This window comes from Mesorhizobium sp. M0618 (assembly GCF_040320765.1).
In the GTDB taxonomy this organism is placed as follows: domain Bacteria; phylum Pseudomonadota; class Alphaproteobacteria; order Rhizobiales; family Rhizobiaceae; genus Mesorhizobium.
Genome location: NZ_JAMYQH010000003.1, coordinates 139,849 through 155,100 on the forward strand (window position 1 = coordinate 139,849; position 15,252 = coordinate 155,100).

At 62.4% G+C, this 15,252-nt stretch carries 17 protein-coding genes; 6 read left to right on the forward strand and 11 right to left on the reverse strand.

Features of this window, described 5'->3' with window-relative positions; genetic code table 11:
• Position 1: 1 nt before the first annotated feature.
• Entirely contained in the window at positions 2–676 is a 675-nt protein-coding gene (locus NKJ04_RS04675) for a methyltransferase family protein (RefSeq protein WP_352552893.1), read from the reverse strand.
• Positions 677–784: 108 nt separating this feature from the next.
• Here NKJ04_RS04675 and NKJ04_RS04680 point away from each other — a divergent pair, with 108 nt between their 5' ends.
• A complete protein-coding gene (locus NKJ04_RS04680) occupies positions 785–1,516 on the forward strand; it encodes a TetR/AcrR family transcriptional regulator (RefSeq protein WP_352673706.1) in 732 nt (243 codons plus the stop codon).
• On the opposite strand, the gene NKJ04_RS04685 is transcribed toward NKJ04_RS04680, so the two are convergent.
• Together NKJ04_RS04685 and NKJ04_RS04690 are read right to left on the reverse strand one after the other, a co-directional pair.
• Complete coding sequence (locus NKJ04_RS04685) at positions 1,513–2,121, reverse strand: flavin reductase family protein (RefSeq protein WP_352673707.1); 609 nt, start codon at positions 2,119–2,121, stop codon at positions 1,513–1,515. The two genes, NKJ04_RS04680 and NKJ04_RS04685, sit on opposite strands and share 4 nt — an antisense overlap.
• Positions 2,122–2,706, reverse strand: a complete 585-nt coding sequence (locus NKJ04_RS04690) for a nitroreductase family protein (RefSeq protein ID WP_352673709.1) — start codon at positions 2,704–2,706, stop codon at positions 2,122–2,124.
• 153 nt (positions 2,707–2,859) lie between these two features.
• Between NKJ04_RS04690 and NKJ04_RS04695 the strand changes: the two genes are divergently transcribed.
• The gene (locus NKJ04_RS04695) at positions 2,860–3,825 is read left to right on the forward strand and encodes an RgsD C-terminal domain-containing protein (protein ID WP_352673710.1); all 966 of its coding nucleotides are present in this window, start codon (positions 2,860–2,862) and stop codon (positions 3,823–3,825) included.
• 34 nt (positions 3,826–3,859) lie between these two features.
• Here the strand turns inward: NKJ04_RS04695 and NKJ04_RS04700 are convergent, their stop codons facing one another.
• The 6 genes from NKJ04_RS04700 to yidD all read right to left on the reverse strand — a co-directional run bounded on the left by NKJ04_RS04700 (position 3,860) and on the right by yidD (position 9,073).
• On the reverse strand, positions 3,860–4,174 hold the full coding sequence (locus tag NKJ04_RS04700; RefSeq protein WP_023810490.1) for a type II toxin-antitoxin system RelE/ParE family toxin: 315 nt from the start codon (positions 4,172–4,174) through the stop codon (positions 3,860–3,862).
• The gene (locus NKJ04_RS04705) at positions 4,164–4,439 is read right to left on the reverse strand and encodes a type II toxin-antitoxin system ParD family antitoxin (protein WP_023810489.1); all 276 of its coding nucleotides are present in this window, start codon (positions 4,437–4,439) and stop codon (positions 4,164–4,166) included. Before NKJ04_RS04705 ends, NKJ04_RS04700 begins: the two co-directional genes overlap by 11 nt.
• 108 nt (positions 4,440–4,547) lie before the next feature.
• Positions 4,548–5,486 (reverse strand): lysophospholipid acyltransferase family protein, encoded by a 939-nt coding sequence (locus tag NKJ04_RS04710; protein ID WP_352673712.1) that lies wholly within the window; start codon positions 5,484–5,486, stop codon positions 4,548–4,550.
• Between the two features lie 86 nt (positions 5,487–5,572).
• Positions 5,573–7,549 carry a threonine--tRNA ligase gene (gene thrS / locus NKJ04_RS04715; protein WP_352673713.1) on the reverse strand — a complete coding sequence of 659 codons (1,977 nt, stop codon included), beginning with the start codon at positions 7,547–7,549 and terminating at the stop codon, positions 5,573–5,575.
• 174 nt (positions 7,550–7,723) lie between these two features.
• Entirely contained in the window at positions 7,724–8,551 is an 828-nt protein-coding gene (gene blaOXA / locus NKJ04_RS04720) for a class D beta-lactamase (RefSeq protein ID WP_352673715.1), read from the reverse strand.
• A 147-nt stretch (positions 8,552–8,698) separates the two neighbouring features.
• Positions 8,699–9,073: a membrane protein insertion efficiency factor YidD gene (gene yidD, locus NKJ04_RS04725; protein ID WP_127297163.1), complete on the reverse strand. Its 375-nt coding sequence runs from the start codon at positions 9,071–9,073 to the stop codon at positions 8,699–8,701.
• A 334-nt stretch (positions 9,074–9,407) separates the two neighbouring features.
• Here yidD and NKJ04_RS04730 point away from each other — a divergent pair, with 334 nt between their 5' ends.
• Complete coding sequence (locus NKJ04_RS04730; RefSeq protein WP_352673717.1) at positions 9,408–10,313, forward strand: LysR substrate-binding domain-containing protein; 906 nt, start codon at positions 9,408–9,410, stop codon at positions 10,311–10,313.
• 18 nt (positions 10,314–10,331) lie between these two features.
• Here the strand turns inward: NKJ04_RS04730 and NKJ04_RS04735 are convergent, their stop codons facing one another.
• Positions 10,332–10,769, reverse strand: coding sequence for an iron-sulfur cluster assembly scaffold protein (locus NKJ04_RS04735; protein WP_352673719.1), 438 nt, complete (start codon positions 10,767–10,769; stop codon positions 10,332–10,334).
• Positions 10,770–11,007: 238 nt separating this feature from the next.
• On the opposite strand from NKJ04_RS04735, the gene folE reads away from it, so the two are divergent.
• The 3 genes from folE (at position 11,008) to NKJ04_RS04750 (ending at position 13,197) form a co-directional block, all read left to right on the forward strand.
• Positions 11,008–11,643 carry a GTP cyclohydrolase I FolE gene (gene folE, locus NKJ04_RS04740; protein ID WP_023810482.1) on the forward strand — a complete coding sequence of 212 codons (636 nt, stop codon included), beginning with the start codon at positions 11,008–11,010 and terminating at the stop codon, positions 11,641–11,643.
• A 35-nt stretch (positions 11,644–11,678) separates the two neighbouring features.
• Positions 11,679–12,140 (forward strand): phosphoribosyl-AMP cyclohydrolase, encoded by a 462-nt coding sequence (gene hisI, locus NKJ04_RS04745; protein WP_352673722.1) that lies wholly within the window; start codon positions 11,679–11,681, stop codon positions 12,138–12,140.
• An 82-nt stretch (positions 12,141–12,222) separates the two neighbouring features.
• On the forward strand, positions 12,223–13,197 hold the full coding sequence (locus NKJ04_RS04750) for a patatin family protein (protein ID WP_352440228.1): 975 nt from the start codon (positions 12,223–12,225) through the stop codon (positions 13,195–13,197).
• A 94-nt stretch (positions 13,198–13,291) separates the two neighbouring features.
• Here NKJ04_RS04750 and recJ read toward each other — a convergent pair whose 3' ends face one another.
• Positions 13,292–15,076 (reverse strand): single-stranded-DNA-specific exonuclease RecJ, encoded by a 1,785-nt coding sequence (recJ, locus tag NKJ04_RS04755; RefSeq protein ID WP_023810479.1) that lies wholly within the window; start codon positions 15,074–15,076, stop codon positions 13,292–13,294.
• Positions 15,077–15,252: the final 176 nt, after the last annotated feature.

Genomic DNA, 15,252 nt, shown 5'->3' on the forward strand with positions numbered 1-15,252 from the left:
GCTACCAAACCAACGGGATCAGGCGGTAACGGACCCGGGCCACATAGTCGTCATAGCCGCGCAGGCCGGTGCGAAGCGTCTTCTCTTCAATGAAGGTGCGGATGGCCAGGAGAACGACGATCACGAGTACCGACGCCAGCCCCCACCAGGAACCAAGCAGAAGTGCCGTGCCGGCGAAGAAGAGGATGGCGCCGGCGTACATCGGATGGCGGACGTAGCTGTAAGGCCCCGTGGAGATCACATGTTGTCCGCGTTCATCCTGGATCTTCACCACGGGCGCCGCGAAACTGTTCTCCAGCATCGTCAGATAGCAGATCCAGATTCCGAGCAGCAGGACGAGCGCGCCGACCACCTGCACCCAGACGGGAACCACGGACCAGCCGAAACGGACGTCGAACCCCATGAATATCTGCGAACCAAAGATGGCGAACAGTAGTATGGACAGCAGGACCTTGTCGGCCGTGTCCTGATTCTTCTGGATGGGAGAACTCAGCCGCTCATTCATCAGGCCGGGATCGCGCCTTGCCAGCGCCACGCCCAAGGTGAGACTGAGCCCCACCATCCCCACCAGATAGACCCAGGCCCCCGGCCAGTGCAGCGTGCCGGCCGACAGGAAGAGCAAGGCGCCCATGGCGCCAAACCAGACGAATGTTTGAAGGACCAATTTCGCGATCATGATCGGCCTTTCATGATATCCGCTCACTTGCGCTGGCAATTTTAGACCATCGGTCTACCATACCGACCGACGGTCTGTAATTCAAGCGAGCTGTGCAGAAGGTTCATCATGCCCCGTGTCATCAAGCATCCAGAGTTCAGGCGAGAAGAACTTCTGGACCATGCCCAGACGCTTTTTCTGACGCAGGGCTATGACAAAGCGAGCCTCAACGACGTGATTGCGTCCGCCGGCGTCTCCAAGGGCGCCTTCTATCACTACTTCCCCTCCAAGGAGGCTCTTCTGGAAGCCTTGGCCGATCGCTTTGCAAGACAGGCACTGGCTGGCGTGCAAGACATAATCGACGATCCGGGCCTAGACCCGCTTGGCCGCCTGAATGGTCTGCTCAGCCAGTCGCGGCGGGCCAAGATCGAGACCGCGCCGGAAGCTTGGACTCTTTTCGAGACGATGTTTCGGCCTGAGAATCTGGTGCTTTTCCACCGTATCAATCTGGCCGCCAGCGCGTCGTTTTCACCTCTGCTGGTCAAGATCATCAGGCAAGGGATCGAAGACGGCACTTTCAGGACCTTCGATCCGGAAGGTGTTGCCGACATCGTCATGCAGTTCGGCATGGCCACGCATGACGTCGTTGCCAAGGCAATTGCCGGCGGCAGCGACGCCGACATGGAGATCGCGATCGAGGCCCTGGAGAAACGCGTCAGGCTCTACGAGATCGCTCTCGACCGCATACTGGGTCTGCCCGATGGAAGCATCCGGATCGGCGAGCCCGGCTATGTGCGCACCGTCATGACGGCCAGGCAGCGAAAGAGTGCCGGCAAGGCGCTGGCCAAGCCTGATATCTAGTCCTTGTCCCAGCGCGGCCGGCGCATCGAAAACACCTCGTCGACGCTGGCATAGTCCATATAGCCGAGACGAGCGACATTGCCGGCCTTGGTGATGTCGAACAGGCCGTCTGTCAGGAAGGCGTCGTCGATGTGCACGCCGACCACTTCACCGGCAACAATCACAGCACTCGTCGGCGATCCGTCCAGCGCCTTTGGCCGAAAAACTTCCGTCACCCTGCATTCGAGCGCAGCTGGCGCTGCCGCCACGCGCGGCGGCCCGACCAGGCGCGACGGCGCCATGGCAAGATCGGCATAGACGAACTCGTTGACGCCGCGCGGTGCGTTGACCGATGTGCGGTTCATCTTCTCCGCGAGATCGCGGCTGACGAGATTGGCGACGAACTCGCCGGTTTCCTGCGCGAAGGAGGCGCTGTCCTTCTCGCCTTCCGAGGAAAACCAGACGATGAACGGTCGCGTCGAGACGGCATTGAAGAAGGAGTATGGCGCGAGATTGACCTCGCCTGCCCCGTTCAGCGTCGAAATCCAGCCGATCGGACGCGGCGCCACGATCGCCTTCGAAGGGTCATGCTGCAGGCCGTGGCCCTTTGAGGGTTCGTAGAACATTCAGCCAGCCCACGGCCCCGAATAGTCACTGTACAGCTTTGCCGGATCGGGCCGGGGCCGCTCCGGCGCCGGGCCGGCATAGGAGCCGATATGGATGAAGCCGACGACGCGCTCCTGCGGCGCCAGCCCCAGCAGCGTCCTGCCCTCCGGCACATCCGAATACCAGTTGCTGATCATGTTGGTGCCATAGCCCAGCGCATTCGCTGCTATCATCAGGTTCATCGCCGCCATGCCGCCCGACAGGAACATTTCCCATTGCGGGATTTTGGGATTCTCCCGGGGGATAGATACGACGCCGATCACCAGCGGCGCGCGTGAGAACCGCGCCAGTTCCTGATTGCGGCGGCCTTCCGGCAATGGGCCCTCCCGCTGCTCTGCAAGCGCTGCCAGTTGCCTGCCGATCTCGGCGCGGGCGTCGCCACGGTAGACGATGAAGCGCCAGGGCTCCAATCGGCCATGGTCGGGCACCCGCGAAGCAGCAGTGATCATCGTCGCGACCTCCGCATCGCTCGGCGCCGGCTGCTTCAGATCGGGGATCGGAGCGGAGTTTCGGGTCAGCAGGAAATCGATGATCGGCGACGCCATGGGCGCAAGTCTCCTGAACATTCTGTTTTGAGCTGAAGCGCACCATCGGGAATTCGGGCGGCTCGGGCATTGGCGCGGGATACGCCGGACGGAAGAGTCGTATCGGACTCTTAAGCCTTGAAATTGCCACCGCCATGGGCTTCAACGCAAGGCATGTTTGAGGGGACTGTCCGTCTTTTCCTGATCTGGCTCGGCGCCCTGCTGTTCATGGCGCCGGTTTCGTACGCCATGGCGCAGAACGTCGACGGTGTCAGCGACCTGAAGCTTCCGGGAATTTCGAGCTACGCGACGCCGAAAGGCGAGACGTCACTGGCACTAAGCGGCGGCGGCGGCGCCATCACATTGTCCGCCCAGTTGACCGACAAGGGTTCCGACATCACGCGCGGCATCGTCTGGCGGGTTTTCAAGCCCGAAGCCGTCAACGGCAAATTGCCGATGGTCGCCTCCTCCCATGGCGGCACCGCCGTCTTCCAGCTCGAGCCTGGCAGCTATCTGGTTCACGCCTCCTACGGCCGGGCCGGCGCCACCAAGCGCATCACTGTCGGCAAGGACGCCAAGCGCGAAAGCCTCGTGCTCGACGCCGGCGGCCTCAAGCTCGACGCCGTGCTGTCCGGCGGCGTGCGCATTCCACCGAAGAAGCTGCGCTTTTCGATCTACGAGGGCACCGCCGAGGCCAATGGCGACCGCGCGCTGATCATTCCCGATGTCGAGCCCAACAGTGTCGTGCGGCTCAACGCCGGCATCTACCATGTCGTCTCGACCTATGGCGCGGTCAACGCGGTCATCCGCTCCGACATCCGCGTCGAGGCCGGCAAGCTGACCGAAGCCACCGTCGAGCACCACGCCGCCGAGATCACGATGAAGCTGGTGCGTGAGACCGGTGGCGAGGCGATCGCCGATACGTCCTGGTCGCTGCTCAATGAGTCCGGCGATCCGATCAAGGAAACCGTCGGCGCCTTCGCCTCTATGGTGCTGGCCGAGGGCGACTACACCATCATCGCCAAGAACCGCGACCGCATCTATCAGAAGGATTTTACGGTCGTGGCCGGGCAGAACCAGGAAATCGAGGTTCTGGCCACCGAGGCCGCGGCGATGGATCCCGAAGAAGGTGCTGATTAGACCAGACTGCAGTTCGCAATCCCTACCAGAGGAATCAGGTGTCTGCTTCATCCTCTGAACTGGCCGGATAATCCTGTCCGCCGTAGAGCACACGCAGGATGACCACGGTGTCACCGTTGACCCGGAAAACGATAGATACGCGGCGTTCAAAACCGACGATGCGGACGCCGGGGCCAACAGCGTCGCGCACGGTCCCGCGCTCCGGGAAGGTGGACAGCGCCATACACGCGGCCTCTATGCGGTTGACATAGTCGCCGGCACGCCGATTCCCGCTGTCGTTTTCGATGTAATTGTAGATGGCGAAGAGGTCGGCTTGAGCCGCTGGCCTGAAGACGACCTTATGCGTCACGCTTAGAGGCCTTCATGCGGTCCGCATGATGGGCGCGCAACGCTTTGAAGACGTCTTCTGCCGGGATGTCCGGACGCGGGTCGTCAAGGGCTTCCTGGACCTTGGCGTGCATAACAGCGGTGATGATCTGCTCCTCGCGATCGAGGGCGCGTAGCGCCGCGCGCATGACTTCGCTGGCGGAATCGTAGGCGCCCGAGGCCAGACGTGCGTCGACGCTGCTCTGCTGGCGGCCGAGGGTCACGGTGATTGGTTTGCTGGTTCTCATGGCAAGTTCGTTTCTTGCCTCCTTATAGCACCGCAACGTTACAGTGTCATACTATTTTCTGAACGGACGGTCGAGTCTCGGCCCCTCGTGAGCCGGACGTTTGTTGCCTCAAGCAGCCAGCTTGGTCCGCGCCGGCAGGAACGGAATCCGGCGGCGCCTCACGACTGGCGCAAGGTCGAACACGCCGCGATAAAGGCGGTCGAGCAACGCCTTGCGGTCGCGCAATGGCTCCAGTTCGCTCCAGCTCAGCATCTTGCCGACACGCACGTCGATCGCCTTGCCGGACAACCGCGCGAATTCGTGGATGAGCAGCGACGTGCGCAATGTCACCGAGGCCTTGCCGATGAATTTCGCCACCCGGCCGTCGCTCTCAGCCATGTTCATCGGGCCGCTGACCAGATGGAACGCCCTGCCGTTCTGCCCGGAAAAATGCATCGGGATGACCGACGCTTTGGCCTCCTGGACGAGACGGGCCGGAAACATCTTCCACGGCAGGTCGCGCGCCCGGCCAAAACCTTTTGGCGCGGTGGCGACACCGCCGGCCGGAAACACCACGATGGTGACGCCCTCCTTCAGCAGCCGCACCGCTTCATGGCGCACGGCCATGTTGTTCTTCAGCGCGTCCTTGGTCTCGGAAAAGTCGATCGGCAGCGAGTAGGGCTCCATCTCGCGGATCTTGAGCAGGTCCTTGTGGATCATCACCCGGAACGGCCGTCCGAGCTGCTCGGCCAGCGACAGCACGGCAATGCCGTCACCGATGCCGAACGGATGATTGGCGACGATCACCAGCGGCGTATCAGGCAATTGCGCTGGCGGCCACTGATCTGCCGTCCGCACGCGGACGTCGATCAGGTCGAGCATGCGGCTGAACACACGCTCGCCGGTCGGCACGACCTGACGGCGCCAAAAATCGTAAAGCGCGGTGTAGCGGTCGCGGCCCGACAGGCCTTCGATCGAATGGATGAACCAGCGCGTCAGCGCCGGCTGGCGCGGATTGGCATAGGAAAGCTCGGGAAAGGGTCGTTCGCGCGATTTCAGCTTGAGCATAGGGGTTCGTTACAAGGTCGGCGTGACAAGGATATGAAAATGGCGGTGGATCGCTCCACCGCCATTTGGCCGAAAAACTATGCCGATCAGGCAGCGCGTTTGCGCCTGCGGTCGGGCGTGACGGCTTCTTCGGTCAATTGCGCGATCGCCTGGTCAAGGCCAAGCGATTCCTGGTCGCGTGAGCCCAGCCGGCGCATGTTGACCGTCTGCTCTTCCGCCTCGCGCTTGCCGCAGACGAGGATGACCGGAACCTTGGCCAGCGAGTGTTCGCGGACCTTGTAGTTGATCTTCTCGTTGCGCAAATCCGCTTCCGCCAACAGCCCGGCGGCCTTCAGCTTTGCCACCACCTCGGTCGCATAGCCGTCGGCATCCGAGGTGATCGTCGCCACCACCACCTGCAGCGGCGCGAACCACAGCGGGAAATGGCCGGAATAGTTCTCGATCAGGATGCCGAGGAAGCGCTCCATCGAACCGCAGATGGCGCGGTGCACCATCACAGGCTGCTTCTTCTCGGAATCGGAGCCGATATAGAAGGCGCCGAACCGTTCCGGCAGGTTGAAGTCGACCTGCGTCGTGCCGCACTGCCATTCGCGGCCGATGGCATCCTTGAGCACATATTCGAATTTCGGTCCGTAGAAGGCGCCCTCGCCCGGATTGATCGAGGTCTTGATGCGATTGCCGGATCGTGTCCTGATCGTCTCCAGCACGCTGCCCATGATTGCTTCGGCGTGATCCCAGGCTTCGTCGGTACCGACGCGTTTGTCGGGCCGCGTCGAAAGCTTGACGCTGATTTCGTCAAAACCGAAATCAGCATAGGTCGACAGGATCAGGTCGTTGATGCGCAGGCACTCCGCGGCCAGCTGCTCCTCGGTGCAGAAGATGTGCGCATCGTCCTGCGTGAAGCCGCGCACACGCATCAGCCCGTGCAGCGCGCCCGACGGCTCGTAGCGATGCACATTGCCGAATTCCGCAAGCTTCACGGGTAGATCGCGATAGGACTTCAACCCATGCTTGAAAATCTGCACATGGCCCGGACAGTTCATCGGCTTCAACGCGAAGACCCGGTCGTCATCGGTGTCGTCGCCGGCGACCGTCACCTTGAACATGGCGTCGCGATACCAGCCCCAATGGCCTGACGTCTCCCACAGGCTCTTGTCGAGCACCTGCGGCGCGTTGACCTCCTGATAGCCCTGCTCATCGAGGCGGCGGCGCATGTAGTTGACCAGGTTCTGGAACATCTTCCAGCCCTTGGCATGCCAGAAGACGACGCCCGGTCCCTCTTCCTGGAAATGGAACAGGTCCATCTCGCGGCCGATCTTCCTATGGTCGCGCTTCTCGGCCTCCTCCAGCATCATCTGGTAGGCTTCGAGCTGCGCCTGGTCGGCCCAGGCCGTGCCGTAGATGCGGGTCAGCATCGGGTTGTTCGAATCCCCGCGCCAATAGGCGCCGGCCACCTTCATGAGTTTGAAGGCATTGCCGATCTGCCCGGTCGAGGCCATGTGCGGGCCACGGCAGAGGTCGAACCAGTCGCCCTGCGCATAGATCTTGAGATCCTGATCCTCAGGAATGGCGTCGATCAGCTCCAGCTTGTAGCGCTCGCCCTTGTCGGCAAAGACTTTTTTCGCCCTGTCGCGCGACCAGACTTCCCTGGTGAACGGCTTGTTGCGCGCGATGATCTCGCGCATCTTCTTCTCGATCACCGGAAAATCGTCAGGCGTGAACGGCTCGTTACGGGCGAAGTCGTAGTAGAACCCGTTCTCGATCACCGGCCCGATGGTCACCTGCGTTCCCGGCCACAATTCCTGCACGGCTTCCGCCAGCACATGGGCCGCGTCGTGGCGGATCAGCTCCAGCGCGCGCGGGTCGTCGCGGGTGACGATCTCGACCTTGCCGGACTTGCCGAGCGGATCGCTGAGATCGCGAACCGTGCCGTCGATCGCATAGGCGACCGCCTTCTTGGCCAGCGATTTCGAGATCGATTCGGCGAGGCCGGCACCGGTCATCGCCGCGTCGTATTCGCGGACGGAGCCATCGGGAAATGTCAGGGAAACGGAATTCAGCATATATATCTCCTATCCAGTCCCGCAAACGAGCGCGGGTGGTTGAAATGCATGTCGCCCAAAAGTGTATGGCGGTTTTGGGTTACGACATGCATAGGGAAAAGCCGGATGCGTCCGGCAGCGGCTGTCTTTTATGGACAGATTCCGCCTCCGTAAAGCCCGGCTCAAATTCAGCGTTCATTTGATGAGGAGCGGCAGGTCCTTCAGGAACGCGGCCCGGGTCTTGAGGCCCTTGGGCATGTCGGTGCGGTTGGTGTCGACGACAAGCCGCGCAAAGACGATCTGGCGGCCATCCTTTTGCGCCCAGCCGACGAACCAGCCGAGCGAACGCTTGTCCTGAACCTTGTCGACGTCGTTGCGCAGCCTGGTGCTTCCGGTCTTGCCTTGCACCGTCCAGCCTCCGGCCTGGAAGGTCGGGATGATGGCTGATGTCATGTCGTAAGCCCTGGCCGAGACAGGCAGCTTGCGGGCCAGCAGCTTGCGCAGGAATTCGACCTGCTCGACCGGCGTGATCTTGAGCGAGGAATTCACCCAGGACTTGGTCAAACCATCATTCTTGCCGGGATTGCCGGAAACATCGGCGTTGCCGTAGTCGAATTTCGAGACATAACCGGCAAAACTCTCAGACCCAAGCCGGCGGGTGATTTCCCGGGAAAACCACAGGATCGAATCTCGCTCCCAGACCACCGGATCGACGGTCTTCTGATCCCGCTTCACCGCGTTGAATTCAGGCTTGTAATCCCAGCTCGGCGTGTGCTCGTCGCTCAGGATCCCGCTGTCATAGCCGATCAGCGACAACGGCACCTTGAACGTCGAAGCCGGGCTGAACCGCTCGTCGCACACCCCGTCCTGGTAGAGCGTCTTGCCGCTCGCCGCATCGGCGATCACGGTGCACTGCAAATTCCCAAGCGGCGCCGATTGCGCGCGCAGCGGAAATCCCAGCAGCCAGGCGAGCAGGAACAGTATCCCGGCAAAGATGAAGGGAAGACGGTCGAAATTGCGCATTTTCTGCTCGCTCCAGAAGGGGGTTCGCGAGCGGCTTAGCGAGGTCTCTTGTCTCGATTTTGTCTCAAATGCGCAGTCTTTGTGCAGGCTGTTGTTAACCCTACCGGTTCGTAAACGGGCAGAGCCGGCGGGACCTGACTGACGCGATCACCCCTGCGCTTCGCCGCGCTTGCTGCCGATCCGCCAGTACCGCCATGGCGTGAACCAGACATAACGATCCTCCAGCACCTCCGGCACGAGGTCTATGCCATGCGTGCCGAATGGCCCGCAGCGCAGCACCCGGAAAAATCCCATCCAACCGCCCGCCCACAGGCCATGGCGGGCGATCGCCTCATGGGCATATTCCGAACAGGTCGGCAGATGCCGGCAGGAATTGCCGACAAAGCCCGACAATGTCAGCTGGTAGAGGCGCACGAGCGACGTGCCGAGGAGACGGCCCGGCGTCTTGCGCCATGGACCGGGCCAGTTACGGCCGCGTTTCGGCGGCCGGGCGATATGCGCATGCCCATGCTGGTCGCGCACCACAGTCTCCGTTTCGCGTTTCCCACGCGATAGATGTGGGCTTCTACTGGAGAACGCAATCCCCGCGCCCTGCATGGCCCCACCGTCACGGACGGAAACGGCGAAACGGCTGCCAGTCAGCCGAAGCCACCCACCGGCCACGACTGGTCGGCTCTTCGTAACGCTTTCATGCTGTCTTCTGTCACGCCATTGAAACGTTGCGATCCGCATGACATCGCCAAAGATGCTCAGCAACTGGATCATGGTCGGTCTCCTTTGATGCGATTAGACGGCCGCTGGCCTTCGCCTTCAAACGAGTATAATTTCCACTTCGGATAATCCTGGGTTATGCGAAATGAAGCGTGGGCGCCTGCCGCTGACGGCATTGAGGAGCTTCGAGGCGGCGGGCCGGCATCTGAGCTTCAGCCGGGCCGCCGAGGAGCTTTTCGTCTCGCAGGCGGCGATCAGCCGGCAGATCCGGGAACTCGAAATCTTCCTGCGCCAACCCTTGTTCGAACGTCACCATCGCCGTGTCGAGCTGACCGACACCGGACGGCGTCTGCTGGATCAGCTTGTCAGAAGTTTCGACGCTATCGATACCTTGCTTGGGGAACTGGTGGCGACACCGGCGCAGTCCGTGGTGCGTGTCAGTGTCGAGCCATCGCTTGCATCCGTGTGGCTGGTGCCACGGCTCAACCGGTTTCGCCAATTGCGGCCTGACATCGACATCTCGCTCGAGGTCGATCCAAGGCTGATCGAGTTCCGCAGCGATCAGCCGGAGCTTGCCTTGCGCTTCAGCGCGCATGCCACCTCGTGGCCGCGCAGCCAGGCTGAGCGGCTTGCCTCGACGGTCGATTCGCCGGTCCTGTCGCCGGCGCTGCTTACTTCTGGCCCCGCCCTCAGGAAGCCGATCGATCTTGGCCGCTACACGCTTTTGCACGAGGAGAACCGCCAGGGCTGGGCGCGCTGGTTCGAAGCAGCTGGAGTGCCGGCTGACGCCGTGCCGGCGCGCGGGCCGATGCTGGCGGATGCGTCGCTTTCAAAGCAGGCCGCCCTGCTCGGACATGGCGTGGCCTTGGGCGATCTCTTGCAGATCGGCGGAGAAATCGCGTCCGGCGCGCTGGTCAAGCCGTTCGACATCGACGTCGCATCCGGCGCCTATTGGCTGGTGGCCAGAAGCTTGCGCGATCTGTCGGAGCCGGCCGCCGCGTTCGCGGACTGGGTACGCGGCGAATTTGCCGAAAGCAGACGTGCATTGTAAACGGTCGGTTGCCGGCCCTCAGACTTCGGCGCGCTTCTCGATCTGGCCGATGGCGTCGACCACGGCGTCGAAAGTCAGCATGGTCGAGGCATGACGGGCCTTGTAATCGCGCACCGGCTCCAGATATCTGAGGTCCGCGAAGCGACCGTCCGGCGGGGCGCCATTTTCCTTGAGCATCTTCAGCATGGTGTCGCGCACCGCGCGCAATTCCTCGGCGCTCGCGCCGACGACATGTTGCGCCATGATCGATGACGACGCCTGGCCGAGCGCGCAGGCCTTCACATCATGGGCAAAGTCGGTGACCACGCCGTCCTGCATCTTGAGGTCGACGGTGACCGTGGAACCGCATAGCTTGGAGTGCGCCTTGGCGGTTGCGTCAGGATGATCGAGCCGGCCGATGCGGCCAATGTTCCCGGCAAAACCGAGAATTTTCGCGTTGTAGACCTCGTTTATCATTATTTTCCAATCCGTCGCCGCCAAGCGAACAGCGATTGCCGCTGTCGTGTCTTCCTTTCGCTCGCTATGACCTTATATAATGCTGGCAGTCCGGTATCGACAAGAAGACGAAAGCCAATGTCCTTGCCGGGAAGTTCACGCCGCTTACGGGCTGGAAACGGGGCGAGTTTCCGACACCGAAAGGTCGTGGTCCGTTCAACTCGTTCCTCCGCCGAGAGGGACTACGGGAGACGCCTTTATGGATGCCGTCATCAAGAAGCTCATGCCACAGTCAGCCTATATGGAAAAGCCGGTCACCGACCGGCCGAGCGAAGCCGAAGTCGAAGCCGCCGTGCGCACGCTTTTGCGCTGGACCGGCGACAATCCGGACCGCGAGGGGCTGGTCGACACGCCGAAGCGGGTGGCAAAGGCCTACCGCGAAATGTTCGGTGGATACGACATGTGCCCGGCCGACGAGCTCGGCCGCACCTTCGAGGAGGTCGCCGGCTACGATGATCTGGTCATCGTCAAGGACATAACATTCCATTCACATTGCGAGCACCATATGGTGCCGATCATCGGCAAGGCGCATGTCGGCTATCTTCCGGACGGCAAGGTCGTCGGCCTGTCCAAGATCGCCCGCGTCGTCGATATCTTCGCCCACCGCCTGCAGACCCAGGAGGCGCTGACGGCGCAGATCGCCGGCGTCATCCAGGACGTGCTCAATCCACGCGGCGTCGCCGTCATGATCGAGGCCGAGCACATGTGCATGGCCATGCGCGGCATCCGCAAGCAGGGTTCAACCACGCTGACCTCGACCTTCACCGGCGTTTTCAAGGACACGCCCGAAGAGCAGGTCCGTTTCGTCACCATGGTGCGCGGCGGCGGGGTCTGATCGGCCCTCGCCGGCCATCAAAACAAGGACCGGCGATGTCGGCACTGGAATTTCCAAAAGCTCCGTCAGACAAGAAAGCGCTTGAGGAAGGCGCGGTGTTTTCGCCGCGCTTCGATGCAGCCGGGCTGGTCACGGTCGTCGTCACCGATGCCGGAGACGGCATGCTGTTGATGGTTGCGCATATGAATGCGCAAGCACTGGCGCTGACGCTGGAGACCGGCATCGCCCACTACTGGTCGCGCTCGCGTAGCGCGCTTTGGAAAAAGGGCGAAACATCAGGCAATTTTCAGCATGTCGTCGAGATGCTCACGGATTGTGACCAGGACGCCATATGGTTGCGCGTCAAAGTGTTGGGCCACGACGCAACCTGTCACACTGGCCGGCGTTCATGCTTTTATCGGACGGTGGGGCTGATTGATGGCAAGGGGACGCTTGCCGTCGACGGCAGCAAGCCGCTGTTCGATGCGGAAAAAACGTATCGGAAACCACTAGCTTGAACCTTCTGCCTGACACCGACCACACAGATTCATCATTTCGATACGGCCCGCTCGTATAGTAGCCGTGGGACAAAGGGAGATCATGATGCTCGAGTGGGCGTCATTGCGTAACAGACCAGATGTCAGGGAGGCCAACGGCCTGTCCTCGTCAGGCGGCGCGTCCGAAACGAACTCCCAGAAGAAAACAGGCATTTCGCTCGCCTTGGGTGGCGGTTGCGCCCGCGGCTGGGCGCATATAGGCGTGCTGCGCGCGCTCGACGAGGCCGGCATCGAAGTATCGATGATCGCCGGCACCTCGATCGGCGCGCTGGTCGGCGGCTGCTATCTCGCCGGTAAACTGGACGAACTGGAAGAATTCGCCCGCAGCCTGACCAAGCGCCGCATCTTCGGCCTGCTCGATCTCAATTTGCGCGGCAGCGGCCTGTTCGGCGGCATGAAGCTCGATGCAAGGCTGCGCGAGCACATGGCCGGCATTCGTTTTGAGGACCTGACCAAACCGTTCGTGGCGGTCACCTCCGAAATCCGCACCGGCCACGAAATCTGGCTGTCGAGCGGCTCATTGATCACCGCCATGCGCGCTTCCTATGCGCTGCCCGGCGTGTTCGAGCCGGTGAATTGCAATGGCCGCGTGCTGGTCGACGGCGCGCTGGTCAACCCCGTACCGGTTTCGGTCTGCCGCGCGTACGAGCAGCCGCTCGTCGTGGCGGTCAACCTTCACTATGATCTGTTCGGCCGTGCCGCGGTGATAAAACACAGCGCCGGCGAACTGGTCATCGAAAAGGACGCACCAAGGCCCGGCAAGGTCGACGCCGAGCACCAGTCGCATCAGACGCGGCTCGGCATTACCGGCGTCATGGTCGAGGCCTTCAACATCATCCAGGACCGCATTTCGCGTGCCAGGCTTGCCGGCGACCCGCCCGATATGTCGCTGCAGCCGAAGCTCAGCCATATCGGCCTGACCGAGTTCCACCGCGCCGACGAGGCGATCAACATCGGCTATCAGGCGACGATGGCCCAGATCGGCGAGTTGACCCGGCTGCAGACCGTTCTCGCCTGATGCGTGTCGCTGAAAAGTGGTCTCCGGCGTATTGGGACGACACATGCATAAAAACAAGACCTGAAAGCGCGTAGCCTGAACTGCCTCCAGGCGATTACGCCCGCGCCGCGTCGGTGATGCGAAACTGAACGGTGCGGTTGCCATTCCAGTAATTGCCCGACAGCGAACCGGCGACGTGGATCGTCTTGCCCCGGTTCTTGAACAGAAATTCGCCAAGCGCGGTATCGACGGCGCGAAAGGCGATCGCCTGGATGCGGCCGCCGCTTTCCGATTGCAGCTCCACGCGGATGTGGTTGGTGCCGACCGGCCGCGCATCGGCTAGTCGGTGGCGCGGCAGCGCGAAAACGGGGGCAGCGTGCCCGGCACCGAAGGGTCCGGCCTTCTCCAGCGCATCGAGCAGGCTGAGCGTCGCGCCTTCAGCGGCAAGCGCACCGTCTATGGCCAGGCTTTCCTCGCCCTGCAGGCGGAACACGTCGGCTGCCGCCCGCTCTTCGAAAAACGCCCTGAGCTCACCAAGCTTCGCCCGCTCGACGGTGATGCCCGCCGCCATGCCATGGCCGCCGCCCTTGACGATCAGCCCCGCAACGGCCGCCTCGCGCACCAGCCGGCCGAGGTCGAAACCCGAGACCGAGCGGCCCGAACCGGTGCCGATGCCCACAGTGTTGAAGGCGATGGCGAAGGCCGGCCGGCGGGCGTGGTCCTTCAATCGCGAAGCGAGCAGGCCGACAATACCCGGATGCCAGCTGTTGCTGGCGGTGACGACGATAGCCGGGCCATTGCCGCCGGCAAGCTCTGCATCGGCCTCGGCGCGCGCCGCCGCGAGCATCTCCTGCTCCATCAACTGCCGTTCCTGGTTGAGCCGGTCGAGCGTCTCGGCAATGGTGCGCGCCTCCACCGGGTCGTCGGTCGCAAGCAACCGGCTGCCAAGTGCGGCATCGCCGATGCGTCCGCCGGCATTGATGCGCGGACCGATCAGATAGGCCAGATGGAAAGTGCTGATCGGCTCGCCGATGCGCGACACCCGTGCCAGTGCCGCCAGCCCTTCATTCTTCTGCTGGCGCGCCATCTGCAGCCCCTTGACCACGAAGGCACGGTTGACGCCGGTCAGTGGCACCACGTCACAAACAGTGGCCAATGCCACGATATCGAGCAGCGAAAGCAGGTCTGGCGGCGTAGCATCGGGCATGCGGCTACGCAGGATCCTGGCCGTCTGCACAAGGGCGAGGAAGACCACGCCGGCGGCACAGAGATGGCCCTGCCCGGAAAGGTCGTCGTCGCGATTGGGATTGACGACAGCGATTGCCGCCGGCAAGGCACCGCCGACCTGGTGGTGGTCGAGCACCACGACGTCGGCCCCGGCCTCGTTGGCGGCATCGATGGAAACGGCGCTGTTGGTGCCGCAATCGACAGTGACGATCAGTGTCGCACCACGCGAAACAAGTTCGCGCATGGCGTCGGGGTTGGGGCCATAGCCCTCGAAAATACGGTCCGGGATGTAGATTTCCGACGGCACCGAGAAATGCGTGAGGAACCGCTTCAGCAACGCCGACGAGGCGGCGCCGTCGACATCATAGTCGCCGAAGATCGCCACCTTTTCCCTGGCCATCACTGCGGCGGCGATGCGGGCCGCCGCCCTGTCCATGTCGGTCAGCGATGCCGGATCCGGCAGAAGATCGCGGATCGTCGGGTCGAGAAACCGCTCGGTTTGTTCGGCGGTGACACCACGGCCGGCAAGCACCCGCGCGACGATGTCGGGCACGCCATGGCCTTGCGCGATGGCGAGCGCAATCATGTCCTGGCGTTCTGTCAGCCGATGTTCCCAGGAAACCCCTGATACCGACTGCCTGACATCGAGGAAGAGGCGTTTTTCGCCGGTCATACGCTTTGCCAACTCATCGTTGGCCGCACGACAATGCATGCCGCCCATAAGTGCGCAGCGGTTTTGAGGCCACGACCCGCATTGGCAACAATTTCAAGCGCGTCACGTTCACGCGACGCTCTATAGGCCAAAGGCGGGCAAAGCCATGCGATTCACGGGTGTGCGCCGTCCCGGAA

Excerpts from the sequence above, each read along its gene's own strand:
- NKJ04_RS04710 (WP_352673712.1), bottom strand. The coding sequence starts at position 5,486 with ATGCTCAAGCTGAAATCGCGCGAACGACCCTTTCCCGAGCTTTCCTAT.
- folE (WP_023810482.1), top strand. The coding sequence starts at position 11,008 with ATGGATGCCGTCATCAAGAAGCTCATGCCACAGTCAGCCTATATGGAA.
- recJ (WP_023810479.1), bottom strand. The coding sequence starts at position 15,076 with ATGACCGGCGAAAAACGCCTCTTCCTCGATGTCAGGCAGTCGGTATCA.
- thrS (WP_352673713.1), bottom strand. The coding sequence starts at position 7,549 with ATGCTGAATTCCGTTTCCCTGACATTTCCCGATGGCTCCGTCCGCGAA.
- hisI (WP_352673722.1), top strand. The coding sequence starts at position 11,679 with ATGTCGGCACTGGAATTTCCAAAAGCTCCGTCAGACAAGAAAGCGCTT.
- NKJ04_RS04735 (WP_352673719.1), bottom strand. The coding sequence starts at position 10,769 with ATGATAAACGAGGTCTACAACGCGAAAATTCTCGGTTTTGCCGGGAAC.
- NKJ04_RS04685 (WP_352673707.1), bottom strand. The coding sequence starts at position 2,121 with ATGTTCTACGAACCCTCAAAGGGCCACGGCCTGCAGCATGACCCTTCG.
- NKJ04_RS04695 (WP_352673710.1), top strand. The coding sequence starts at position 2,860 with ATGTTTGAGGGGACTGTCCGTCTTTTCCTGATCTGGCTCGGCGCCCTG.
- blaOXA (WP_352673715.1), bottom strand. The coding sequence starts at position 8,551 with ATGCGCAATTTCGACCGTCTTCCCTTCATCTTTGCCGGGATACTGTTC.
- NKJ04_RS04705 (WP_023810489.1), bottom strand. The coding sequence starts at position 4,439 with ATGAGAACCAGCAAACCAATCACCGTGACCCTCGGCCGCCAGCAGAGC.
- NKJ04_RS04750 (WP_352440228.1), top strand. The coding sequence starts at position 12,223 with ATGATGCTCGAGTGGGCGTCATTGCGTAACAGACCAGATGTCAGGGAG.
- NKJ04_RS04730 (WP_352673717.1), top strand. The coding sequence starts at position 9,408 with ATGAAGCGTGGGCGCCTGCCGCTGACGGCATTGAGGAGCTTCGAGGCG.
- NKJ04_RS04680 (WP_352673706.1), top strand. The coding sequence starts at position 785 with ATGCCCCGTGTCATCAAGCATCCAGAGTTCAGGCGAGAAGAACTTCTG.
- NKJ04_RS04690 (WP_352673709.1), bottom strand. The coding sequence starts at position 2,706 with ATGGCGTCGCCGATCATCGATTTCCTGCTGACCCGAAACTCCGCTCCG.
- NKJ04_RS04675 (WP_352552893.1), bottom strand. The coding sequence starts at position 676 with ATGATCGCGAAATTGGTCCTTCAAACATTCGTCTGGTTTGGCGCCATG.